Raw genomic sequence first — 23,470 nt, 5'->3', positions numbered from 1 at the left:
AAGCCGGCCGGCCATGCTCAGCCTCTCGATGATCGTGCGCGATGAAGAGGCACGTCTCGGGGAGTGCCTGCGCTCCGTGCAGGGCTTCGCCGACGAGATGGTGGTGGTGGACACCGGCTCCACCGATGCGACGGTGGCCATCGCCGAAGCGGCCAGAGCACGGGTTGAGCAGATTCCCTGGCCGGGTGACTTCGCCCCAGCCCGCAACCAGGCCCTGGAGTTTCTCAACGGCGACTGGGTGCTGGTGCTAGACGCCGATGAACAACTGCGCCCCGAGGCCATCCCAGCCCTGAAGGCGTTGATGGCCCAGCCCGATGTGCTGGTGATCAACCTGCTGCGTTACGAGGTGGGGGCTGCCATGGCTCCCTATTCCAGCGTCAGTCGTCTGTTCCGCCGCCACCCCTCGATCCGGTGGAGCCGGCCGTACCACTCGATGATCGATGACAGCGTTCGCACCCTGCTGGACGCCGAACCCCAATGGCGCATCGCCGATTGCAGTGAGCCGGCAATCCTCCATGACGGCTACCGACCGGAACTGCTGGCGGGCAGCGACAAGGCCGATCGGCTACGGCAGGCCATGGAGGCTGATCTGCAGGAGCGTCCCGGTGATCCCTACGCCAGCGCCAAGCTCGGGGGGCTGTTGATCAGTGAGGGCAAGAACGAAGACGCCATTCCCTTGCTGGAAAACGGCCTGAAGCAGTGCGGTTCAGCCGGTGCCGAACGGTATGAACTGCTGCTGCACCTGGGATTGGCCCTGACCCCCAGCGATCCCGACAAGGCGGTGAACTGCTACCGACAAGCCCTGGAGATTCCCCTGGACACTCGGGTGAGTCTTGGAGCCCGCCTCAACCTGGCGGCTCGACTGATGGACCAGGGCAACCTGGAGGAAGCGATCAGCCTCACCCAAACCGCCGCCCAGCGGGCACCGGAAGTGGCCCTCGCCTGGTACAACCTGGGGCTGATGCAGCGGAGGCGCGGCGACCTCGCCGCGGCCCTGGAGGCCTACGGGCGCGCCCTCAGCCTGGATCCCAACAACGCTGAGTGCCATCAGAACAATGCCGTGGCCCAGTTGTTGGGCGGCAACATCGACGCCGCTCGCGGCAGCTTCATCCGCGCCATTAACCTGCTTCGGGCTCAGGGAAACACTGACGCTGCTAAGCAGCTGCGCGAAAGGTTGGAGGGGGTGGTGAAACTGGACGGGGAGGCTGTCGCTTGAGCCAGCCGTTGCAAAGCCGAACGGTGGTCGTCACCCGCGCGGCCGACCAACTGGGAGCCGCGCGCCAGCTGCTGGAGCAGCGGGGGGCGACAGTGCTGGATCTCCCTGCCCTGGTGATCGGACCACCCGACCACTGGGGTCCTCTGGATGACGCCCTCGAGGACTTAGAGAGCTTTCACTGGCTGGTGTTCTCCAGTGCCAATGGCGTGCAGGCCGTGGAACAGAGGCTGCAACGCCTTGGCCGTTGCCTGGCCAGACGCCCCGCCAGTCTCAAGATTGCCGCTGTGGGCCGCAAAACGGCGCAGGTGCTGGACGACCTTGGGGCGGCCGCTGATTTCGTGCCTCCGAGCTTCGTGGCCGACAGCTTGATCGATCACTTCCCGGTGTCGGGCTGGGGTCTCAAGATGCTCCTTCCACGGGTGCAGAGCGGTGGTCGCACCCTGCTGGCGGACGCCTTCGGTGAAGCCGGGGTGCGGGTGGTGGAAGTGGCGGCCTATGAGTCTGGCTGCCCCGCCACGATGCCGGAGCCCACAGCGACCGCCCTGGAGGGAGGTGACGTTGATGCCATCGCCTTCAGCAGCGGCAAGACAGCGGAGCACACCGCGCAGCTGCTGGAACAGCGCTTCGGCCCAGACTGGGCTGAACGGTTGGAGGGGGTGAAGCTGGTTTCAATCGGCCCCCAGACCAGCCGCAGCTGCCGCCAATGCTTCGGCCGGGTGGATGCTGAGGCCGACCCCCACGATCTCGAAGGGTTAGCCGAAGCCTGCGCTCAAGCGATGCAGAAGAGATCCTGAGGCTCATCGTTCAGCGCGAAGCGAATGCAACCGCTCACCACATCGATGCTGAGCACCGACCATCCAGTCGGCAGCAACAGCGGAGCATCAGCACCGCAGCGGCCATCTGCGCCCACACAGATCACACCACTGCCGTTAGGGGTGGTCACGATGGCTCGTTTCTGATCTCCCACCAACAAAACGCCAGTCAGGGCGAGGCCAGTCGTGGGGTCCTGAGCATCCGCAGCCTCCACACCAACAAGAGGAGCAAAGGGATCCGCCCGGCCGCCGGGGGCAGCCTGCTGCACCTCTTCAGCCGAAGGCAGAGGGGTCAGGCCTATCGGCGGGGCCTGAACCGCTGAGGTTTCCGGAAGCGGCTCAGGTTTCACTGGAACCGATGGCAGCGCCGTGGCCGTTGGCGTTTCGCCACCACAGCCCCCCACGACCACCAACACGGCAACGGGGGCAAGGCAATGCTTAGCCGCCTGCTTCCACCAGGTCACGGAAACGGTCAAGATTCGCCTGAAGCTCCTTGATCACGATGCCCCCCAGGATGCTGGGTTCCATGAGCGGTGCCAAGACCCGCGGCAATTCGTAGGTCACGCTCAACTTGACCACAGTGCGGTCGTCGGCTTCGGGGTAAAAGCGAACGGCACCCTTGGTGGGCAGACCACCCACTGATTCCCAGTGCAGTTGCTGGGCTTCAACCCGCTGGGTGATCCGGGCCTTCCAGCTGAAGCGAAAGCCCTGTGCCGCCAACGTCCAATCGGTGAGATCAGGGTCGTCGAGTGGTTTGACCGACTCAATCCAGCGCATCCAACGGGGCATCGCTTCGAGATCACTCCAGACCTCCCAGACCTTGGCGGCAGGGGCCTGCACCTCGGAGGTGACCGTGTGTTCGAGCCAGCGTCCCATCAGGCCACCGCCGCATTGGTGGCCAGCTTCACCGGCTGATCGAGGATGGCCGCCGCCGCCAGATGACCGCTCATCGTGGCCCCCTCCATCGAATCGATGTAGTCCTGGCGGGTGTAGCTGCCGGCCAGGAAGAAATTACGGATCGGCGTGCGCTGCTCCGGGCGGTAGGGCTCCATGCCAGGGGCTTCGCGGTACAACGACTGCGCCAGTTTCACAACGTTGCTCCAGGTGAGCTTGAGATTGCGGGCCGAGGGGAACAGCTCGCGCACTTGACGGTCGGTGTGGGCCACGATCTCATCAACCGACTTGGGAATCCAGGGATCACCAGGGGTGAGCACGCATTGGAGCAGAGAGCCCTCTCCCTGCTTGCGGTAATCCTCCGGACTGGCCAGGGCCAGATCGGCAAAACAGCTGAAATCGGCATCAGCCGTGTACAGCAGGTTGTTGAGCCCTGTGGGTGTCGCCACATCCCGGCGCTGGGCTTCCTGGGCATCTCCCAGCTCGGTCACCCAGCCGTCGTAGCGGAGCTGAACCGTGGCCACGGGTACAGCCTCCAGCTGATGAATCGCCTTAAACTGGGGGTAACGGTTCCAGGCCTCGGGCAGCAGTTTCTGAATCCCGGGCACATCACAGGCGGCCAGGTAAGCGTCAGCCTCAACACGAATGTCTCCTTCGGGCGTTCCCAGCTGCAGGCCAGTGATCTCAGGGGATTCACACTCGCTGTAGTCCACCTGCTTCACCCGATGACGCAGATGCAACTTGCCTCCACGCTGCTGGATGTAATCGAGGATCGGACCCGTGAGCCAGCGGTGGGGTGATCCCTTCAGCAGATTGAGCTTGGAGGCTTCCGTCTTGGCCGCAAACATCATGAAGATGGTGAGCATGCAGCGGGCGGAGATGGCCTCGCAGTCGATGAAGCCCAGGGCATAGGCAATGGGATTCCACATCCGCCGGATGCTTTCGGGGCTGCCGCCATGGCCGACAAACCAGTCCTGGAAACTGACGGAGTCGAGGGCTCGGATGGTGCGCATCGCCCCCTCGTAATCGACAAGGCCGCGCACGATCGGGCTGGTCCCCAGGGCCAGGGCATTGCGCAGCTTGTCGATCCAGCTGAGCTGCGGTGTGGTGAAGAACGCCTTGAGGCCGTTGAAGGGTGCGCCAATGGGGAAGCGGAAATCCAGCTCCCGCAGGTCGCCCCCCTTGTTCACGAACAGGTGTGTGTGCTGCTTGGGCAAGAGGTTCTCGAACGCTCCCACCTTGCGCATCAGAGCGAAGAGGTTGGCGTAATTGAAGAAGAAGACGTGCAACCCCATCTCGATGTGATTACCGCCCTCATCCACCCAGCTGCCCACCTTGCCGCCCATGAAGGGACGGGCTTCGTAGAGATTCACCTCATGGCCCGCATCCACGAGGTCCACTGCAGCGGAGAGGCCGGCGAGGCCGGAACCAACGATCGCGACCCGCACATGATCTAGTCAACTAAGGCGACTCTATGTATGAGCGTTCATAGAGTGAGAGCGCGAGCCTGCGTTGACCATGACTTCCACCCCCGATACCGCGCCGGCCCATACCGCCAAAGACGGCAAGGGCATCCTGATCACCGAACCGGCGATGCAGCAGCTGGCCAAGCTGTGTGGCGAACAGGGTGAGAACCAGGTGCTGCGCGTCGGGGTGAGGTCCGGGGGTTGCAGCGGCATGAGCTACACGATGGATTTCGTGCCCGCCTCAGACACCCTCGACGACGACGAGACCTACGAATACATGGCGGCTGATGGTCAGAGCTTCCGGGTGATCTGTGATCCCAAAAGCCTGCTCTACATCTACGGAATGCAACTGGACTTCAGCACGGCTCTGATTGGTGGTGGCTTCAACTTCACCAACCCCAACGCCAGCCAGACCTGTGGCTGCGGCAGTTCCTTCGCCGTATGAGCGAAGCCACGTGGGAATCTGAAGGGAGATCACTGCCCTCTCCCTATTGATGGAGACTTCCCAGGACAGCCTGTTTGAGCAGGCCATGGCCCGATATCAGGCTGGCGCCGCGGCCGAAGAGGTTCTCCCTGATTTCGCCCGCATCGTTGAAGCCGCTCCTCGCCAATCGGCGGGCTGGACCTGCCTGGCCTGGCTGCAGCTGCTTTGCGACCAACCAGAGGAGGCGCTGCGGTCGGCACGCTTCGCGGTGAGACTCAACGGCCAGGACCCCCAGGCCAGGATCAACCTGAGCCTGGCGTTGCTGGAAACCCAATCCAAGGGCGTGCGTGACCACATCCAGGTGGTCCAGCAGGTGATGACCCTGGCCCCAGAGGTGTCTGGCGAACTCAAGGCCTCGATCGCCGACGGGCTTGAACGCAAACCCGGCTGGAAGGCCCTCGAGAAAGTGAAAGCCTGGCTTGAGCTCTGATCACAACGGACGTTCTGCCTGACAGCCACTGCCTGACAAACCCTGCATGACAGCCACCTGGACCATCACCCGTCTGCCGTCACAGGTTCGCGTGCGGCCTCCAGCGGATCGTTCGGCTCAATTGCGGCAGGAACGCCTGGCCAGCGAAGCGCGGCGGTTGCAACTGGCCAGGCACGCCAACGGCATACCGGATCCGAGCACCTGGATGTGGTGATGGGCAGCCCGGCGATGGCACGCATCCTGCTGCTGAGCAATGGCCACGGTGAAGACCTCTCCGGCGCCCTTCTAGCCCAGGAGCTTCAGCAGCAGGGCCACAACGTGCAGGCTCTTCCGCTGGTGGGCCTTGGCAGCGCCTACCAAAAAGCCGGCGTGCCGCTGCTGGGACGCAGCCATGAATTCAGCACCGGCGGCATCGGCTACACCAGCCTTCGCGGCCGCCTCACCGAGATCGCCCAAGGGCAAGTGCTGTATTTGCTCCGACGCCTTGTGCGTCTGCTGCGCCACCGGCATCGCTTTGATCTGATCCTGGTGGTGGGGGACGTGATTCCCGTGATCGCGGCATGGCTGAGCCACCGCCCCGTGGCGACCTACCTGGTGGCCTACTCAAGCCATTACGAGGGGAAGCTGCGGCTCCCCTGGCCCTGCGCAAACCTGCTGAAAAGCATCCGCTTCAAAGCGGTGTACAGCCGCGATCAGCGCACCGCCGAAGACCTCAGCAGACAACTGCAACGGCCGGTGACCTTCCTGGGCAATCCGTTCATGGATTCGGTGCTCACAGCGGCCACCCCGCCGCCCAGCAGCACGCCACGCATCGGTCTGCTGCCCGGCAGCCGCCGACCGGAACTGGAACAGAACCTTCAGCTGTTGCTGCGGCTGATCGAGCTGCTGCCCAACACAGTTCGCTGCAACGTCGATCTGGCCTTGGTGCCCAGCCTCGATGACGACAGCTTGCGGCGGCTGAGCGAACGATGCGGTTGGCACTTGAAAAACGGCGTGCTGGAGCGTGAGGGGGCCTGGGGGATCAACGTTCGCCGCGGGGCCTTCCGTGCCGTGCTGCAGCACAGCGATCTGGTGATCGGCATGGCAGGTACCGCCATCGAGCAAGCCGTTGGCCTGGCCAAACCGGTGCTGCAGCTGCCGGGCCAGGGGCCTCAATTCACAGCAGCATTCGCCGAGGCCCAACGGCGCCTGCTGGGCCCCACGGTGTTCTGTGCCGACGGAGAGAGTGGCAGCCGTGAGGCCTTGGAGGGAACAGCAGAGCTGGCCATGGCTCTGCTGGATCGTGCGCGACAGGATCCTGACTTGCAACAGCAATGCCAAGAGGAGGCCAAATCGCGCCTCGGGAAAGCTGGTGGAGGCCCGAGAATGGCGGCAGCCATTTGCGCACTGCTTGCATGAGTGCCCCGCCAGAACCGGCCTGGAAACGCTGGCTCGACCGCCTGCTGATGGTGAATGTGCTGCTGGTGTTTATCGGCGCAGGGGTCTTTGCCGTTGCCGTGGTGCAACAGGGCCAAGGCCATGACTGGCTGATGGACCAGGTTCAGCTGCTGTGGCAACCCCTGTTCGCCCCAGCCATCAGCCTGTTGATCATGGCCGCGCTGGTGAGTGGCATCTTCAGCTGGTGGCAGCGGCGAGTGCTGAAGCCAGATCGGGGTAGCGGAAGCTGAAGTTCAGAGCGTCAAGCCGCTCCGAGGCAACCTGCTGGCCCTCCAACACCACCTTGGCGCCGTCCCCCAGAAGCACTTGAAGCACTGGAGCGGGCACCGGCAACAAACTCGGACGGCCCAGGCTGCGCCCCAGCTGCTTGCAGAAGGCCGTCATCGACACGGGCTCAGGAGCCACGGCATTGATCACGCCACTCCAGCTCTCGTCCGTGAGGGATTGAAGGATCAGGGCGCAGAGGTCAGTGCGGTGGATCCAGCTCATCCATTGCCGGCCACTGCCGATCGGACCGCCAAACCCTGTGCGGAACACCGGAAGCATTTTTCCGAGTGCACCGCCGTCCGCCGCCAACACAATGCCGATCCGCAGGGTGACCTGCCGTACAGCGGAAGGCACCGCCTCAGCCGCCGCTTCCCAGCGCTCACACAAGCTCGCAAGGAAGTCGTCGCCAGGGGTGCTCGATTCAAGAAAACGCTTGTCCAGACTGGAGCCGTAGAAGCCGATGGCTGAGGCATTCACCAGCAGCTTCGGTGGCGTTGCACAGTCCTGGATCGCCTTCACCAACTGAGAGGTCGTTTCCAGACGGCTGGTTTCAAGCAGCTGCCGGTGGGTCGGGGTCCAACGCTTCTCGGCAATCGGTTCTCCCGCCAGGTTGACCACCGCATCGGCCTGGTTCAGGGCATCCAGCAGCCCGGCATCGGCCCAGGTGCTGCTGCTGGCGGGGTCGAACTGCATCCAAGTCAGTCGCCCATCCGCCCGTTCAGCGTCGTAGCCACGGGCCAAGCGGCGGCTGACCACCGTGAGCTGATGGCCGGCCTGAAGCAGTAGCGGCAGGAGCTCACGGCCAACAAAACCAGTGCAGCCGAACAGCAGCAGACGCATGGAAGCGGGGGTGGTGCGGCTGGGAGGCTAAGGGGGTTCGTGGGCGATTGGTTTTAGCCTGGTGCCATCACCATCCCCTGTCATGGCCGAATCCGACGCCGCTGCCCCCGCCAAGGCCAAGCCTGCTGCGCTGCGCAAAGGGGCTTTGGTCAAGGTGAACAGAGCCGCCTACAGCTCCAGCCTTGAGGCTGGCGCCAGCGATCCCACAGCACCCGACTACATCTTTGAAGGTCCCGGCGAGCTGCTGGTGGTGAAGGGGGACTACGGCCAGGTGCGCTGGAACCGTCCGGTGCCCGATGTGTGGCTGCGGATGGATCAGCTGGAAGCCTGCTCCTGATCCTGATCTTCGTTGGAGGCAGACTCCAGGGCCTCCTCCACGGCTGTGACGGCCGCTGGAACTGACGTCATGGCGGCGGGGATGCGCCACACAGCACCGGAGAGCACGCCGCTGAGATCCCCCAGCGCCGCCAGCACAGGATTCGAAACGCCGGCCCCATCCGCAGCGGCGGCTGCCTGCCAGGGGTTCCACCCCGCAAGGTTGACCACACTGCGGTAGGCCGCTGGCCAGGGGTTATCAGGCAACAGCCGTTGCAGAGCCTCGAACTGCTCCGCTGCCTGCACAGGGCGGTTTTCCAGCACCGCCAGCAGCGCCAGGGTCCAACGCGGTTGCACAGCATCGGGATCCTGCGCCAAGGCCGCCAAGGCCTCAGAACGCACCGGCTCCCTATAGCTGAAATGGCCATGGAGCATATGCTCCTGCCCCACCACAGCGAACACCGGATCCAGCCCCACCGGCCCTGCCGCCAAGCCAGAGGCGAGCTCGGGGAAGCGCTGCGCAAAAGAGGGGCCTTCAATCGGATGCGTCGCGCTGCGGCGCCAGAGCGAATAACTGCCCCCCCGAAGACGCGGAAACTGATTGACCAGCTCGAAAACACCGCTGCTGCGCACGGCTTTGTCCAGCCGCCGTGCAGCCTTACGCACCGATCCCTGGTTCCCTTCCGCCAACACCACCCATTCCGCCCGCGCCAGCACAGGCTCACGGTCCTCTCGACTGCCACCCAACTGGCGTCCAACGGTCTGACCACCGCGGCGACGGCCGTAGAAGCTGACGTTGTGCTGGTTGAGGTCGGAGGTGCTGGGCACCACGATCAACGTGGCGGGAGGCCTGCTGGGATCCGCGCCGCCGGCGGCCTCCACCAGCGCCTCCACCGGGCCACGGGGCCGGTCTTCAAAGCGATGCAGCTGATGGGACCAGCCCGCCGGGACACAGGCCAGCAGCCCAGCACCGAATAAGGGCCACACCAGCCTGGAACGCCTGGCCTCGAACCAATGGCCCCACTGCCACCACCCCCGGGCCAGCAGCAACACAAGTGAGGGCAAAAGCGGCGTGATGTAGCGACCATCCTTGTTCGGGCTCAGGGTGGTGAGGACCCAGGCCCCAACAAGGTTGACCATGAGCCAGCGCCAGGACCAATCGTGATCGGTGGAGGGCTGCTGACGCTGCCAGCACCAAAGCAGAACCCCCGACAAGCCCACCACCAGCAGCACGCCGCCCAACTGCTCCGGCAACAGGTTTGGGTACCACAGCCAACTAGCCAGGCTGAGCACACCGGGATCCCCTTCCCGGGCCGCCGACTCGAACACAGCCCTGTTGGTACCGCCAAGACTGGTGATCCAGTTGTGACGCAACCAGGGGCCGATCAGTGCCGCTGTGAGCAGGGGCAGCAAGATGGCCTGCCGCAACCAGGAACCACCCCGCAGCAGGGCGATTCCTGCAGCCCAGAGTCCTGCAGGGACAAGCACCAGTAGGGCGCTCTGCTTGACCAGCACCGCAGCAATAGCTGCCAAGGTGCAAGCCCAGGCCTGCCACCAGCGGCCCCCGCTCTGGGGATCGCACCAGACATCTAGACGCCAGATCGCCAAGCTGCAAGTGGCGGCTAGGGACATCTCCAGCACATAGTCCGTACGCAGCTCAAGAAAAGCCGGCATCAATGCCGCCAACAGGCAGGCGATCAGGGCCAGGCCATCCCCATGCAGGCGTCTTCCCCAGCCTGCCATCACCACCAGAAGCAACCCATGCCAGAGGCTCAAGCTCCAGGCCGCTTGCTCCGGGGCATCACCACTCAGAGCCATCACGCTGCCGTTCACCAGCGAGGCCAGGGGCGGAATCTTCGGTGACAGATCCAGCAGCGCCGGCCAACCCTGCCACCCGCCACCGGGCAGCAAGCCCAAGGCACGGCCATGGTCCATGGCGCTGTTGAGATAGTCGGCCTGATCCCAAGCGGGGACGCCGGTCTGAAAAGTCCACCACAGCCGATCCACGAGGGTGGAAAGCAGCCAGATCAGGGCCACCAAAGCCCAGAAACGCCAACGCTGTTTCACACAATCTCCAAGCGACGCCGTTCATCTTGGAGCCGCTTGCGTCGCTGCTTGGCCTCCCGAAGCATCTCGCGACCATCGTGGAGGTACCCATCCACGTATCCCATGGTGTATCGCTCCAGTTCGGCCAGAGCATCCTCCACTTCGGAAAGGCAGTGATACAGGCTCAGACCGAAACCACGGGCCGAGACCGGCGTGGGCAATGACTGAAACAGTTGCTTGACCTTGTCCATCCGCCGTCCGCTTGCCTCGAGGTAACTGCAGAACGCTTGCATCAACTCATCGTCGTAGGGATCAGCCGACAGTGCCTTAAGTTGCTTAGGGAAGGGATTGATCACCTCACCGAGCATGCCGTCGATCGGGGCATAAACCCGCCGCAACCACTCCACCAGGGCATCGTCAGCAGCCACAGCACGCTCATGGGCACGGCTGGCCCGGTGCAGCTCCGTCGGCGATGCCTCTCGGCCCGGCCGGGGCCGCGTGCGATCGAAAGCCTTCCGGCGCTCGGCATCCCCGAGCACTTCCCAGGCGGCATTGAGGGCCAGCATCTGCTGGTCGTCGCCACCGGCATCGGGATGGTGCTGCTTCACCAGCTGGCGGTAGGCCGCCTTGATCTCAGTGTTGCTGGCGGTGCTACTGACACCGAGCACGGCATAGGGATCGCTCACAGCTGACCATCCTTTCGGGCGGGAAGCTGCGAAGCAGCACTGAACATCGGGGTGGAAAGGTAGCGCTCGCCATAACTAGCCAGCATCACTACTAAGCGTTTGCCAGCCATGACGGGGTCTTGGCCCACACGCAGGGCTGCGGCCATGGCTGCTCCACTGCTGATGCCGCAGAGCAGACCTTCCTCCCGGGCCAGACGCCGGCCCGCCTGCATCGCTTCCTCATCGCTCACCGTGAGGATCGAATCAATCCGGTCCAGTTCCAGCACCGCAGGAACAAAACCAGCCCCAATCCCCTGGATGCGATGGGCCCCAGGGGGCTTGCCGGACAGGACGGCACTGGCCTCGGGCTCAACGGCAATCACCTGCAGCTGCGGCTGGCGTTGTTTCAAAAGACGGGCACAGCCGGTGATGGTGCCGCCAGTGCCCACCCCCGCCACAAAGGCATCGATCTGGCCCTCGGTATCGCGCCAGATCTCTTCTGCCGTGGTGCGTTCATGCACAGCAGGATTGGCGGGGTTATCGAACTGCTGAAGCAGGTAGGCGTTGGGAATCTCGTCCACCAACTCCTTGGCTAGGGCGATGGCCCCATTCATGCCCTGGGCACCGTCGGTGAGCTGCAACTCGGCCCCGTAGGCCCGCAACATCGAGCGACGCTCCGTGCTCATGGTGTCCGGCATGGTGAGGATCAGCCGGTAGCCCCGTGCTGCCGCCACCATGGCCAGGGCGATGCCGGTGTTGCCGCTGGTGGGCTCCACCAGCACCGTTCGGCCAGGAACAATCGTGCCGGCCTGCTCCGCCTCCAGCACCATGGCGCTGGCAATGCGGTCTTTGACCGAGGCGGATGGATTGAAACTCTCCAATTTGGCCAGGATCTCGGCCTGGCAACCGCAGGCCTGAGGCAATCGGTTCAGCCGCACGAGGGGCGTGCCACCGATCAAGGCCGTGATGTCAGGCGCGATGCTCATGGCTGCAGCTTGCCCACAGAACGAACATAAAAAAAGCCCTCCGCAGAGGAGGGCATGGAATGTGGGTGTGTAAGGAAAGTGTTCTGATGACCCAACCGAAGTTGGGCCAAATGATCAGAACTTGAAGACGGTCTGGAGGACAGCACCGAACTGCTCCTTGCCAGAGACGCCCTGGGAGGAGTTGGACTCAGGCAGATAGAAGATTGCCGGAATCATGGTGATGTTGCTGGAGACCTTGTACTTCAGAGAAGCTTCCCAAGCGATCTCGGGAGCATCGGGATCAGTACCGGCTTGGGACTCGACGTACAGAGGGGCGCCGAAACCAACAGCCAAGGTGTGGGGGGTATTGGCGACCTTGTCCCACTGCAGACCCACCATCCAAGTTTGGGCCTCATCGACGGTGCTGCCTTCGAGATCAGACCAGCCATAAGCGAGGCTGACGGAAGGGATGAAACCAGTCTCTTCAGGCTTCCAGAAGCCGTTCAGAGCAAAGTTCTGAGAGTCGACGTTGTCACCACCGCAGCTCTGCTTGACAGCCTTGTAGGCAGTGCCGAAGCCTGCGCCACATTGGCCATAGCGGTAGCCGAGGGCAGCGCCCCACTTCTTGGTGCCGTAGCCAATCTGGGCAGTGGTGTTGCCTTTGGATTCAGCAGTGAACATGCCCTTACCAGAGCTGGCCTGTTCTCCGTCGTCAGCGACGTAGTTCAGAGCGGCAGTCAGGCGAGGCTCACCTTTGGCAACTTTCTGCTTCCAGATCACACCAACGAGACCACCGGTCTCTTTGTTGTAGACGTTGCCAGCACCGAATTGACCACCGAACATATTCAGGGTCTTCACCGTGTAAGCGGTGGGCTTCATGCCCAGGCTTTCGGTGTTACGGGCCATAGGACCAACGATGGCCGTCAGACCTGATCCCACAGGGAACTTGTAGTACAAGCGGTCAAGCTTGACGATGTTGTCCTTCATGCCGGAAACATCCAGCTTGCGGAAGCCGCCGGAGAAAGCGGATTCCCCTGCGCCCGAACCCTTCATGTTGCCGGCACGCAGGCGAGCAAACAGAAGATCCTTACCGGTGAAGGAAGTCTTCAGGCCGAGGCGGTAGTCGTAAGAGAAGCTGAACTTATCGTCGTCAGCCTGAGCATCAGCCGCCTCAGAATCCATCAAACCAGTCACAAAGGTGGCTTTACCTTTGAGCTTGGTGGTGGTGGAGAACTGAGCAGCGCGCAGTTCGCCAACCTTGGCCTCGAGGCCATCGACGCGGCCCTTGAGGATGGCCATCTCGGTGCCGAATTCCGCCGCCAAGCGACGCAGCTCGTCGGTCACTTCAGTGACGCGGTCGAGGCAAGCGTTGAGGAGGGCAGCCGCTTCGAAGCGGGTCATGGCACGGTTGCCACGGAAGGCACCGTTGGGGTAGCCGGCAACGCAGCCGTACTGATCCACCAGGTTGGACAGAGCTTGATAAGCCCAGTCGGTGGGATAAACGTCGGAGAATTGACGGACGCTGGTGACCTGATCAGCGGAAGCTGCGTAATCAGAAACGCCGTTGATGTTCAGCTCGGCGGCATTGGCACCGGTGGCCAGCAGGCCAAGGGCGGCAGGAGCCACCAGCAGTTGCTGGAAAAGCTTCATTTTGGGTTCTCACACCAAGAGAAAAGAGCCGGCAAGACATGCCAGCGGCTCCACGCTATTGGCGCGAATCGACCCCGTCGGTAACAGCAGCCCAAGGGTTGTTTATGTATCGGTTAAGACTATTTCTAGGGCTTGCTCTGCCAAAAAAAAAGCTCCCCACCGAAATGGGGGAGCTTTGAGTAAGTGAAAAATTGAGGCACCACTCAAAAGATGCCTCAAACCATGATCAGAAGGTGAAAGTAGTTTTCACGAGGCCACCAAACTGCTCTTCGCCACCAGGGCCATCATCAGAAATACCGAAGATCGCAGGAGTAACGGTGATGTTGTCCGTCACAGGCATGGAGTAGAAGAGCTCCCAAAGAGCGCTGCTGTCGTCGTCAGCAGTGCTGTTAGGGGATTCGCCATAGGCGAAGCCCAAGGAGTTGCCGTCGATGAAAACATCAGACCACTCAAGGCCGACGTACCAAGCGTCGTAATCAGCAGAGGAGTCGGAATCCTCAGTGGAGGAGTAGCCGGTGCTGATGGAAGGAACGATGCCGGAATCCATAGGCTTCCAGGCAGCAGCAACGCTGTAGCTCTCAGTGTTAGTAGGGCTGCCAGCATCCATGGCCATGGTGAAACCAACGCCACGGTCAACCGCATAGCCAACCGATGCGAGGAGATTGCCGTCGAAGGCTTCTCCCGCATAGAAGAGCTGAGTTGAAGAGGTGTAGTTGGATTCATCAGTACCGAGACCGGCACTGCTGTCTTCACCATTGCGAGCAACGTAGTTGCTGCTCACGGAGAAACCGTTTCCGATTTCATAGACAGCACCCACACCGGAACCTGTTCCACCAAGGTTGTTGGTGCCCCAGGCACCGCCGTAGGTGAAGAAGTCCAGCATCAGGTCAGCTGGGTAGAACGAGGCGTAGCCCGCATACATGCCAGCGTCGTCAGTACGGACGACCGGGCCAGCAGTAACCGTGAGGGAATCACCAACGGGGAAGGTGTAGAAGAGACGACCAACCTTGACGGTGTTACCGGAGGCCATGGCGGTCTCGACGAAAGTCAGACCATTGCCGAAGGTCGACTCACCGAAGTTGCCAGAGCGCAACACGGTGGTCAGCATGTCTTTGCCCGTGAAGGAGGTCTTCAGGGCAAGGCGAAGGTCGTAGTTAAGCGTGAGTGCTTCACCTTTGGAAGCATTGTCATCAACGGCACCAGCAACCCAGGCGGTGTAGCCCTTGAGCTTGGTGGTGGTGGAGAACTGGGTTGCTTCCAGTTCGCCAACCTTGGCTTCGAGGCCGTCAACGCGACCCTTGAGGATGGCCAGCTCGGTTTCGAACTCAGTCATGAGGCGACGCAGCTCGTCGGTCACTTCAGTGACGCGGTCGAGGCAAGCGTTCAGCAGGGCAGCCGCTTCGAAGCGGGTCATGGCACGGTTGCCACGGAAGGTGCCGTTGGGGTAACCGGCGACGCAGCCGTAGGTTTCAACCAAACCAGCCAAAGCCTGATAGGCCCAGTCGGTGGGGTAGACGTCGGAGAACTGGGTGACGCTGGTGACCTGATCAGCGGAAGCCGCGTAATCAGAAACGCCGTTGATGTTCAGCTCGGCAGCATTAGCGCCAGCGGCCATCAGGCCAAGGGCAGCAGGAGCCACCAGCAGTTGCTGGAAAAGCTTCATTTGGGTTCCTCACACAGGAAATAAGCGCAATTGCGCCACACCGGATTTTGAGGGCCGACCACTCGCAAACAAGTGCAGCTTGTGCCGGTACTTACATCGACATGTATCAGTCAATACCGTTCAAGAGGAAAGGCGTCCCTAAAAACGATGCCCCCGCCCGGAAATCCGGACGGGGGCTCTCGCCGGGCCCGCTTTTGCCGCGGAACCGGATGATCAGTCAGAAGGCGCCTTTCAGCCGGCGTTCTCCGCGATCAGCAGACCCTGGATCAAACAACTGGAAATCATGGATACCTCCTCCTGAAGGATTGTGAATGCCGGCAACGCCTTCGAAGTTTTGCCCGCCTCCCGAAGGAAGCAAACATCCCTCCACGCCGCTGCATCCTGAACACCCGGACCATACTCAGTTCCTGCAGTGATGTGGGGCACCCATGCACTCCGGCTCAGCCGCGAAGTCAATCCCATGGATCGCATTGATGTGCCTGGGATTGGTCGCCGCAGTGCAGGCCCTGATCGGTCTTGGTGATCTCCCCCTGCGGGACTTCGATGAAGCCACCGTTGCTCGGGTAGCTCTCGAACTACGTCACGGACTCGGAGAAGCTCCGTTGCTGCCAACACTCTGGGAGCAGCCTTATCTCAACAAAGCACCAGGCCTGCACATCCTGATCGCCCTCGTGATCAGCGCAACGACCCGGGCCGAGCAGCTTCCCTCAGAGTGGACGGTCCGCCTGGCGCCGGCCTTGCTGTCATGCCTAGTAGTGCCACTAGGAGGCTGGCTGCAATGGTTGCTTCGCCCGGGAGATCGCTCCAGCAGCCTTGCCACCAGCGTGATTTTGGTGACGCTGCTGCCGGTGGCCCGTCACGGACGCCTGGCGATGCTGGATGGCACCCAACTGACTGCCATGGCTTTGCTTTGGTTGGCCCTGCTACAGCTCAACCGCAGCCGATGCAGCGCACTCTGGGGGGCCGTCGCCGGCCTAATGGCCAGCGCCATGCTGATGCTCAAGGCCCCGCTGCTGGTGCCCGCGGTGGCAGCTGGCGGCTTGGCATTGGCCTGGGGCCGGGAATGGAAAACCTGGAACAACCAAGCAACAGCATTTGGCGGGATGCTGCTGGGTCTGGCGCCAGGGAGCTGCTGGCATCTCTGGCATGCCCACATCCGAGGGAGCCAGGCACTCTGGCTATGGGGCGGAGATGGCGCCGGGCGGGTTCTGTTAGATGCCGGCGAAGGCAGTGATCTGGGCTGGCGGGTCCCGGTGATCGAAGTGTTGGAGGGGGGCTGGCCCTGGCTGCCGCTGCTGCCCTTCGCCCTGGTCTGGGCCTGGCGCTGGCGTCAGAGTCGTTGGGGCCGTTGGTCGCTGGCCTGCCTGCTCACTTTGGCCGGAGCCATTCTTCCGCTGCGCACCCAGCTCCCCTGGTATAGCCATCCGCTCTGGCTGCCCATCGCTCTCCTCTGTGCTCCGCTGCTGGTCTGGCTGGTGGAGTGGCCATTTTCTTCCAAGAGTGCACCCGAGAGCCCAAATCCCCCCTGCCGCTGGCTGCTGTTGCGGCTTCCAATGTTCTGGTGCGGGCTCGGGCTGCTGCTCCTGCTGCTTTGGCTGAGCAGCTTGAGCAGCATCGGCAGCAGTCTTGTGCCCTACCGCAGCATGGCAGGTGCGCTCGGCCTCGGCTGGTGTGTGGGCGGGTGGTGGCTGCGCTCTGCAACACCGCAACGAAGACGGCTAGGCGTGATCTGTCTCAGCTGCGGCAATTTGGCAGCACTAGCCCTTTTGTTTCAATCCCCCCTCTGGTTGTGGGAGCTCAACGAAACCTGGCCCGTGCAACCGGTGGCAGCCTTGGCCCGGGCCAACCCTGGGAGCGAGATCAGGCTGAAAGGTTACGACGAACGTCCGAGCCTGAACTGGTACGCCGAACAACGCATTGAGCGGTTCCAGGGTGGCCCAGGTCGCCGGCTCAGCGACAAGCCCCAGAAGGGCTGCATCACCGAAGGCCAAGCGAGGCGATGGACGCTGGCCAACTGTCGGTAGCCTGAAGTGGACTAGAGCCCGCTGTGTCGTCCACTTCGGAACGTGAAGGACCGACAAGCCAAATCGGCCTGTCGATCGTGCTTCCCACCTTCAACGAGGGCGGTTCCATCCGCCAAGTGATCGAATCCCTGCTCCGTCTTGAGACGGAGCAGCCGATCGAGATCTTGGTGGTCGATGACGATTCCCGGGATGGCACCCCAGATCTGGTTCGCGCCCTGGCCCGCCAGGACCCAAGAATCCGGCTCATTCAACGGGTGGGACGCTCCGGACTGGCCAGCGCCATCAAGGAAGGCCTGATCGCAGCCCTCTATCCCACCGCTGTGGTGATGGACAGCGATGGCCAGCACGAACCTGCCTCCGTTGGCGAGGCCGTGCAGCTGCTGGATCGAAAGCGTCTGGACCTCGTGGCGGGGAGCCGCTTCCTCGACCACTCCAAGATCCGGGGGCTCAGCGATCGACGCACCGACGGTTCCACCCTCGCCAACCGCCTGGCCCGATGGAGTCTTCCCGGGTCGTATGGGCACCTGAGCGATTGCATGAGCGGCTTTATCGTGCTGCGCCTCAACCGCTGCTTACCGCTGGTGCGCCAGGTGGACGTCAACGGCTTCAAATTCCTCTATGAGCTCCTGGCCATCAGCCACGGCAGCCTGCAGGTGGGAGAAATTCCACTGAACTTTCAGCCGCGGCTGCATGGCAGCTCCAAACTCGATCTCGCCATCCTCTGGGACTACATGGTGTCCCTGATTCACACCGCAACCCTGCGGCTGCTACCGCGACGAGCGATCAGTTTCGGGCTTGTGGGAGCTTCCGGGGTGATGGTTCAGCTGCTATCAACAGCACTGCTGATGGGCCTGTTCAAGCTGGAATTTCAGCAGGCGCTTCCCGTGGCAGTCATCACGGCAGCAAGCTCGAACTACTTGGTGAACAATGCCCTCACCTTTCGAGACCGACGCCAGAGCGGCCGGCAACTAATCCGGGGGCTGCTCAAATTCCTCCTGGTGGCCTCCCTACCAGCGCTTGCCAACGTCGGCCTTGCGACCAGTTTTTACACCCTGATTCAGGCCCATGCGCTCTGGGCCCAACTGGCGGGCATTGTTGTCGTCTACGTCTGGAACTATGCGGCCTCATCCCGATTTGTCTGGAACAGCCCCTAAGCCGACCTGGCTGCCCATCGCCCTGGGAAGCCTGCTGCGGCTAGTGCAGATCTGGATGCCCGTGGTCGGCATTCACAGCTGGCGGCAAGCCGACACTGCAGCCATGGCACGGCATTTCAGCCAGGCAGGCACACCGATCTGGATGCCTCAGATCGATTGGGGCGGTGCAAGTGGCGGCTTTGTGGAGTCGGAATTTCCCCTCTACCCCTTTCTGGTGAGCCGCCTGTACAACCTGATGGGCGTACAGGAATGGCTGGGCCGCGGACTGTCGGTGCTCTTCAGCGCACTGACCATCTGGCTGGTGATGCGCCTGGGCAGGCGTTGGTTCACCCCCCAGGTCGGTTGGTGGGCGGGCATGGCCTTCGCCCTCGCACCCTTGGGGGTGTACTACGGAAGGACGTTTCAGGCAGAAGCCTTATTGGTGTTGTGTGCCGCGGGATCACTAGAAGCCCACAGCATCTTTGTTGAACGACGAACAGCCTGGGCACTAAGCCTGAGCTGGATTTGCTTTACCGGAGCAGCACTCATCAAAGTGATTCCTTTGCTCTGGCTAGGCCTACCGCTACTGCTCGTGCAGCTCACACCTTCGCCTCGCGCGAAGGCGGAATCTCCTGAGCAGATGCTGAGACGGCTCTTACGCTTGACTCTGAATCCCTGGTTCTGGGTGTATATATCAACGACCCTGGCAGTTACGTCAGCCTGGTACGTGCATGCCTACCAGCTAGGTGAAGCAAGCGGTTTGACGTTTGGATTCTGGGGAGAAGATAGCGATCGCAGCAACATCGGGTTAGCACTAAATCTCTCAAGCTGGGTGAATCTTGCAATCCGAACTGGTCTACGTGCGCTTGTTGTAACAGGAGTCCCCTTGCTGATGATCGGCACCATGAGGTGCTGGAGATTTGGCGGAGGGCGCATTGCACTTGGAGGAGCGGTCGGGATGCTGATTTGCACCGTTGCGACGATGAGATCAAGCACCGTGCATGAGTATTACCAATTCCCCTTTTTACTATTCAGCTCACCGCTTGTAGGCCTGGGGTGGGAAACCATGCAGCACAAACAACGACGCTGGACGATTCAAATATTACTCAGCATGACATTAATTGCCAGCCTTTCAATCCTCTCAATTGACTACTGGGCAGTAGAAACACGACAACGCAGCACCTGGATGCCCCTTGCAGAAAGTATTCGAAAAGAAATTCCAGTCAATGCCCGAGTTGTGAGTGTCACTGATTCAGACCCAACACTGTTAAACCTTGCACGTAGGCAGGGATGGATCATCCCAAGCAGAGAATTAACAATGGATAAACTCAAAGAACTCAAAAACGATGGAGCCAGCTTCTTAACAGGCAGCCTGAACTGGCGCAACACTTATACGCCAATGCAAGAAGCCGAATCGAATAGAATAAGGAAATTAATTCAGGCACATAATATATCTTTTATGGACAGCAAAGAGAAGACATATTTGATTCCAATAAAAAACTTGATACCTTAGGCAACTCGCGCTAACTCGTCGAGTCAATAAATTATCTAAAGTAAAAATTTGATATTTTATGACCAGACAAAACCTCTAATACCTGCTTCTTCGAAGACTCTACAGCGACCAAGCACCCACCATGCTCAGCAGACAAGCCACCTAAAGACGGCAAAACATAAGAATGATCCAAGTAAAATTGTAGGATTGTTTCGTCTTTACTAGGAAGACCATAAAGATATACACCGGACTTACACTCACCATTCACAGCGCTAGCCAATGCCTTGAGTTCCTTGTTAGTACTCCAAATAATACCGCTTGCTGACAATGCAGAAATAGTCAAATATTGTGCCATGAGAAACGCAAAAATCAAGGCAAAAGGAGAAAGCTGTCGCCGAGAAAAAACTCTAGAATAAAAAGCATAAAAGCATAAAATTGAAGAAAGAATTACGGCAAAAAATCCAGTATAAAACGAGGCATCTAGCAGATCGTCACGTTTAAAATAAAGAGCGCATGCACTCAACATATAAAGCACAAACATGACGCCAGCAAAGCTAGTCTCAAGCTTAAATGTGCCTCTTTTAAATATTAAATCCATACGAGCAATATTAAGCGCAAGCAGGGGCACAAGAGGCAGCAAATAATGATAATGCTTAGTCCCTATAAAAGACAATACGATTATATAGATCAATGGAAATAATATTGTCAACGCATTAAGCTCAGTTCGCAATGCACATGCTTTAGCAAAAAATATTCTTTTACTAAAAGATTGCATGCGTGGCAAAAGAAAGACAAATGCAGGAAAGGTCAATAATACAATCCTTGTGGAGTAGAAAGGAAGACTGGAGAATAAATTCCATTCAGTTACATCAGCTTTTCTCGATGCAAACGAAACGAGGGCAACCAAACCAGAGTATCCGTGATCTCCAAAAGCCGATAAGAGATTAAATACTAATGGGATTAAACCTAGGAATAGACCACTTATTGCCCAAATCCAAAATCGGAGACTGCGCATATATTGCAGCACAAAAATTAGTGGAAATAACGATGCAAGCGGTATTAATGCGGCCAAACTTCGCACAAAAAAGGACATTGCGACGCACGCACCAAAGCCAAGTATTTTCCAGCGAAAGACTCTACGAGATGCATCTTTAGCAGAAGTTAAAAAATATACTTGCGCCATTATTAGTGCAATCAAAATCATATCAGGACCTGCTGTGCGCAACGACTGAAAATAAATAGGCATGGTAATTAATGCCAACGAAGCAACTAAAGAATTCAGCGGCTTAAAGTACCTAAGAGAAGTAAAATAAAAAAACAATGTTGCTATATATCCTGCTAAAACGCTCGGCAATCTAGAAGCCCAGTCACTAATTCCAAAGATCTTCAGACTTATAGCGATTGCCCAATACGAACCAACTGTTTTGTGGTGAGGCGATGCAAATGGAGAGAGCCAATCACCTGAATCAGATATTAATTTTGCTCGCCTTGCATAAAGGCCCTCGTCATGAGCAATTAAACTCTGCGTATCAGGCCACATAAACGAAATAAAGACGATAAATATCAATAAAGATAGAAGAAAAATATGTACATTTATAGTATTCTTTTTAAGAAGAGAGCGCATTGAAAGCTTGTTAATCAACTGCATTGCGAAAGAAAGAGTAGCTCTCAACAAAATTCACAGTATCGATACAGTGTATTGCACATCACTCACTAAAGACCTTGACAGCCCGTCCAACTTTATAAATATAGTATCTTTCTGGCTTGTTATACGAACGAAGAAAACTTTTGACAAACTCAATCGATATATTATCGGAGAGTTTTAAATCACCTCGGTCAAAATCATGCTTTAAATTTGAGCTATTGCTTAGAATTACAAGCAACGAATTGATATTTGGATGTGAATCCATGTATTCTTGAATATAATCCAATGAGTTCTCTCTACTTAATGATGAATTCCGATTAACCCACTCAGTAAAGGTGCCTAATCGATTGATTTCAGGATAATAAATTGATTTCCCAAGATAACCCGAGACAGAAGCAAGCTCTACATCCCTGGAACCAAACAAAGGCCAATTAGCATACTCTGAATTTCTTATAAAAGTAGCAACTTCTTTGCTCGCAGAATATGGATAAACAATATCGAGGGAAACTCTATGAATCCCTGCAAAGAAATGAATGACTAGAATGACAGATAAAAATAGCGAGAATCTAGATTTAGATTCAACTAAATATGACTCCTTAACATTGGCCAGCGAGCTACTGCAAGATGCCGAAAGATCTGACCTACAAAGCCAAACCGAAGCCATTACAATTATAAAATAAATTCCGAAATGCCTTGAGCCTGCTCCACTATATACAGCAGCATTAAAGCAAAGCAAACAAAATGTAGACGAACAATAGAACAATAGTGCTTTTCGTGAAGGCCATATATACAAGATAATAGCTATCATTAATGCAACAGATACAGCAGCAGATACTGATAAGTCAAGCCATCGGGAGGAGTTAGGTACAATTAAAATATTACCACCTAAATATCTACCAAAAGCGACTAAAATTGACTTCAAGCTTACTTCAATGGACGCGCTATCAATACTTCGGGAGGTCTGAAAAAGGCTATTTAATGACAGCCATGTAGCGATAAATAAAAGAATCGCAGACGCAAGGCAATTTAAAGAATCTACAGAAGAAAGCTCCCACTCACCTTTGCGCAATCTTTTATATAAAAAGTCATCGGCTATTGTAATAAAAAATCCAATTGTAATACTCCAAGCAAGAGCATGAGTATTTAGCAGCAAAGCTATGAGAAACGATATACAAACTAGGCTATAATTTCTCTTGCTTGCATAAATTACGCCAATAAAGGACAAAAGCTGGATTACAACATAGTGCCTAGAAATAAGGCAATACTCCCAAAACGGGAAATAGCCAAATGTGAATAACAACTTCTGAAACTTTGAGAAAGGAGCTCGTCTTAAAAATATAAACACACTAATCGCGGCGAGTGACCATTGCATTAGCTGCATGGACAGTGGGTTTTCGTATATCAGTGAAGACATAAACGTTAATAATGGATAAACTATAGGGTGGCCGGATGGAGCATTATTATTCCACAGCTCAAAAACATTTGAGCTTCCTACTGCTACTAACCAACCCTGCATCTCATCACGCCAAAGCACATGTGAAGAGACGCCAACTAGTGTAATAACGATATAAAGTATAAATACCAATTTAAGTGAGATTTTTGAGTTTAAATCGCGTATAGACATCAACTTTCTAAACAGGTAAGGCATGTAAAGCGTAAGCACAGATGGTAAAAAAAGATAATTTGTAACCAAATTTAATTACTTTTTAAATTCAAAAATATCGACTACCAAGCGAAGCATTGATTACAATTTACGAACCCAGGGCGAGATGCGGGCAATACTTAAGTCTGATCTAGAGGATATTTTTACCAAGCGACGGCGAGTCAATGCAAACAGATTTGCCATTTTGTGTCGTCCAGAAACCATCAAAAAGAGCAGCCTAAATTTCAAAACAAATGCAAATAACTTATAAAAAGTTTTAGTAAGTCAATTTATGCAGCCCTTCATTCAGAAGGATGTTCTTGGTGTAAAAGGTCTCGAATTCGGGATCTTCTGCAGCGCGGATTTCCTGGGACACGAAGTCAT

The 23,470-nt window shown here is 58.1% G+C and carries 22 protein-coding genes and 1 pseudogene; 11 read left to right on the top strand and 12 right to left on the bottom strand.

Features of this window, described 5'->3' with window-relative positions:
• Window positions 1-13: 13 nt before the first annotated feature.
• Both DXY04_RS02290 and DXY04_RS02285 read left to right on the top strand, forming a co-directional pair.
• Window positions 14-1,216 (top strand): glycosyltransferase family 2 protein, encoded by a 1,203-nt coding sequence (locus DXY04_RS02290; protein WP_115160825.1) that lies wholly within the window; start codon window positions 14-16, stop codon window positions 1,214-1,216.
• A complete protein-coding gene (locus tag DXY04_RS02285; protein WP_115160824.1) occupies window positions 1,213-2,010 on the top strand; it encodes a uroporphyrinogen-III synthase in 798 nt (265 codons plus the stop codon). The genes DXY04_RS02290 and DXY04_RS02285 overlap by 4 nt, the downstream gene beginning before the upstream one ends.
• Here the strand turns inward: DXY04_RS02285 and DXY04_RS02280 are convergent.
• The 3 genes from DXY04_RS02280 to zds are packed head-to-tail and all read right to left on the bottom strand — an operon-like array spanning window position 1,986 to window position 4,370.
• Window positions 1,986-2,504 (bottom strand): hypothetical protein, encoded by a 519-nt coding sequence (locus DXY04_RS02280; protein WP_136975359.1) that lies wholly within the window; start codon window positions 2,502-2,504, stop codon window positions 1,986-1,988. The two genes, DXY04_RS02285 and DXY04_RS02280, sit on opposite strands and share 25 nt — an antisense overlap.
• Window positions 2,467-2,904: an SRPBCC family protein gene (locus DXY04_RS02275; RefSeq protein ID WP_115160822.1), complete on the bottom strand. Its 438-nt coding sequence runs from the start codon at window positions 2,902-2,904 to the stop codon at window positions 2,467-2,469. Before DXY04_RS02275 ends, DXY04_RS02280 begins: the two co-directional genes overlap by 38 nt.
• The gene (gene zds / locus DXY04_RS02270; RefSeq protein ID WP_115160821.1) at window positions 2,904-4,370 is read right to left on the bottom strand and encodes a 9,9'-di-cis-zeta-carotene desaturase; all 1,467 of its coding nucleotides are present in this window, start codon (window positions 4,368-4,370) and stop codon (window positions 2,904-2,906) included. Before zds ends, DXY04_RS02275 begins: the two co-directional genes overlap by 1 nt.
• A gap of 70 nt (window positions 4,371-4,440) precedes the next feature.
• Here zds and DXY04_RS02265 point away from each other — a divergent pair, with 70 nt between their 5' ends.
• Genes DXY04_RS02265 through DXY04_RS02250 form a run of 5 tightly spaced genes read left to right on the top strand, consistent with a single transcriptional unit; the run spans window position 4,441 to window position 6,969 of the window.
• Window positions 4,441-4,833 carry an iron-sulfur cluster assembly accessory protein gene (locus DXY04_RS02265; protein ID WP_114987465.1) on the top strand — a complete coding sequence of 131 codons (393 nt, stop codon included), beginning with the start codon at window positions 4,441-4,443 and terminating at the stop codon, window positions 4,831-4,833.
• A 49-nt stretch (window positions 4,834-4,882) separates the two neighbouring features.
• Window positions 4,883-5,302 (top strand): hypothetical protein, encoded by a 420-nt coding sequence (locus DXY04_RS02260; protein WP_115080526.1) that lies wholly within the window; start codon window positions 4,883-4,885, stop codon window positions 5,300-5,302.
• A gap of 46 nt (window positions 5,303-5,348) precedes the next feature.
• The gene (locus tag DXY04_RS12020) at window positions 5,349-5,516 is read left to right on the top strand and encodes a hypothetical protein (protein WP_170950475.1); all 168 of its coding nucleotides are present in this window, start codon (window positions 5,349-5,351) and stop codon (window positions 5,514-5,516) included.
• Between the two features lie 14 nt (window positions 5,517-5,530).
• Window positions 5,531-6,700 (top strand): lipid-A-disaccharide synthase-related protein, encoded by a 1,170-nt coding sequence (locus DXY04_RS02255; RefSeq protein ID WP_115160844.1) that lies wholly within the window; start codon window positions 5,531-5,533, stop codon window positions 6,698-6,700.
• Window positions 6,697-6,969 (top strand): hypothetical protein, encoded by a 273-nt coding sequence (locus DXY04_RS02250; protein WP_115160820.1) that lies wholly within the window; start codon window positions 6,697-6,699, stop codon window positions 6,967-6,969. Before DXY04_RS02255 ends, DXY04_RS02250 begins: the two co-directional genes overlap by 4 nt.
• On the opposite strand, the gene DXY04_RS02245 is transcribed toward DXY04_RS02250, so the two are convergent.
• Entirely contained in the window at window positions 6,917-7,846 is a 930-nt protein-coding gene (locus DXY04_RS02245) for a TIGR01777 family oxidoreductase (protein WP_115160819.1), read from the bottom strand. The genes DXY04_RS02250 and DXY04_RS02245 overlap by 53 nt on opposite strands.
• An 82-nt stretch (window positions 7,847-7,928) precedes the next feature.
• Here DXY04_RS02245 and DXY04_RS02240 point away from each other — a divergent pair, with 82 nt between their 5' ends.
• The gene (locus tag DXY04_RS02240; RefSeq protein WP_006850906.1) at window positions 7,929-8,183 is read left to right on the top strand and encodes an NAD(P)H-quinone oxidoreductase subunit O; all 255 of its coding nucleotides are present in this window, start codon (window positions 7,929-7,931) and stop codon (window positions 8,181-8,183) included.
• Here DXY04_RS02240 and DXY04_RS02235 read toward each other — a convergent pair.
• The 5 genes from DXY04_RS02235 to DXY04_RS02215 form a co-directional block, all read right to left on the bottom strand.
• The gene (locus DXY04_RS02235; RefSeq protein WP_115160818.1) at window positions 8,162-10,228 is read right to left on the bottom strand and encodes a glycosyltransferase family 39 protein; all 2,067 of its coding nucleotides are present in this window, start codon (window positions 10,226-10,228) and stop codon (window positions 8,162-8,164) included. The two genes, DXY04_RS02240 and DXY04_RS02235, sit on opposite strands and share 22 nt — an antisense overlap.
• Complete coding sequence (locus tag DXY04_RS02230; protein WP_115160817.1) at window positions 10,225-10,893, bottom strand: J domain-containing protein; 669 nt, start codon at window positions 10,891-10,893, stop codon at window positions 10,225-10,227. The genes DXY04_RS02235 and DXY04_RS02230 overlap by 4 nt, the downstream gene beginning before the upstream one ends.
• Window positions 10,890-11,858: a cysteine synthase A gene (gene cysK, locus DXY04_RS02225; RefSeq protein ID WP_115160816.1), complete on the bottom strand. Its 969-nt coding sequence runs from the start codon at window positions 11,856-11,858 to the stop codon at window positions 10,890-10,892. Before cysK ends, DXY04_RS02230 begins: the two co-directional genes overlap by 4 nt.
• 114 nt (window positions 11,859-11,972) lie before the next feature.
• Window positions 11,973-13,487, bottom strand: coding sequence for an iron uptake porin (locus tag DXY04_RS02220; RefSeq protein ID WP_115160815.1), 1,515 nt, complete (start codon window positions 13,485-13,487; stop codon window positions 11,973-11,975).
• 226 nt (window positions 13,488-13,713) lie between these two features.
• Window positions 13,714-15,150, bottom strand: coding sequence for an iron uptake porin (locus tag DXY04_RS02215; RefSeq protein ID WP_115160814.1), 1,437 nt, complete (start codon window positions 15,148-15,150; stop codon window positions 13,714-13,716).
• A gap of 473 nt (window positions 15,151-15,623) precedes the next feature.
• On the opposite strand from DXY04_RS02215, the gene DXY04_RS02205 reads away from it, so the two are divergent.
• Genes DXY04_RS02205 through DXY04_RS02195 form a run of 3 tightly spaced genes read left to right on the top strand, consistent with a single transcriptional unit; the run spans window position 15,624 to window position 19,820 of the window.
• Window positions 15,624-17,174 (top strand): glycosyltransferase family 39 protein, encoded by a 1,551-nt coding sequence (locus DXY04_RS02205; protein WP_244278553.1) that lies wholly within the window; start codon window positions 15,624-15,626, stop codon window positions 17,172-17,174.
• A gap of 23 nt (window positions 17,175-17,197) precedes the next feature.
• Window positions 17,198-18,328, top strand: a complete 1,131-nt coding sequence (locus DXY04_RS02200; protein ID WP_115160811.1) for a glycosyltransferase family 2 protein — start codon at window positions 17,198-17,200, stop codon at window positions 18,326-18,328.
• A gap of 55 nt (window positions 18,329-18,383) precedes the next feature.
• Window positions 18,384-19,820 carry a glycosyltransferase family 39 protein gene (locus DXY04_RS02195; protein ID WP_244278552.1) on the top strand — a complete coding sequence of 479 codons (1,437 nt, stop codon included), beginning with the start codon at window positions 18,384-18,386 and terminating at the stop codon, window positions 19,818-19,820.
• 31 nt (window positions 19,821-19,851) lie between these two features.
• Here DXY04_RS02195 and DXY04_RS02190 read toward each other — a convergent pair whose 3' ends face one another.
• The 3 genes and pseudogenes from DXY04_RS02190 to DXY04_RS12615 form a co-directional block, all read right to left on the bottom strand.
• A complete protein-coding gene (locus DXY04_RS02190; RefSeq protein ID WP_115160810.1) occupies window positions 19,852-21,447 on the bottom strand; it encodes a glycosyltransferase family 39 protein in 1,596 nt (531 codons plus the stop codon).
• Window positions 21,448-21,505: 58 nt separating this feature from the next.
• Window positions 21,506-23,092 carry a hypothetical protein gene (locus DXY04_RS11755; RefSeq protein WP_206749650.1) on the bottom strand — a complete coding sequence of 529 codons (1,587 nt, stop codon included), beginning with the start codon at window positions 23,090-23,092 and terminating at the stop codon, window positions 21,506-21,508.
• A gap of 289 nt (window positions 23,093-23,381) precedes the next feature.
• Window positions 23,382-23,470, bottom strand: a pseudogene (locus DXY04_RS12615) (photosystem II protein D2); the annotation flags it as partial.

This window comes from Synechococcus sp. UW86 (assembly GCF_900474085.1).
Lineage (GTDB): Bacteria > Cyanobacteriota > Cyanobacteriia > PCC-6307 > Cyanobiaceae > Parasynechococcus.
This window is presented reverse-complemented; position numbering and strand designations above follow the sequence as displayed.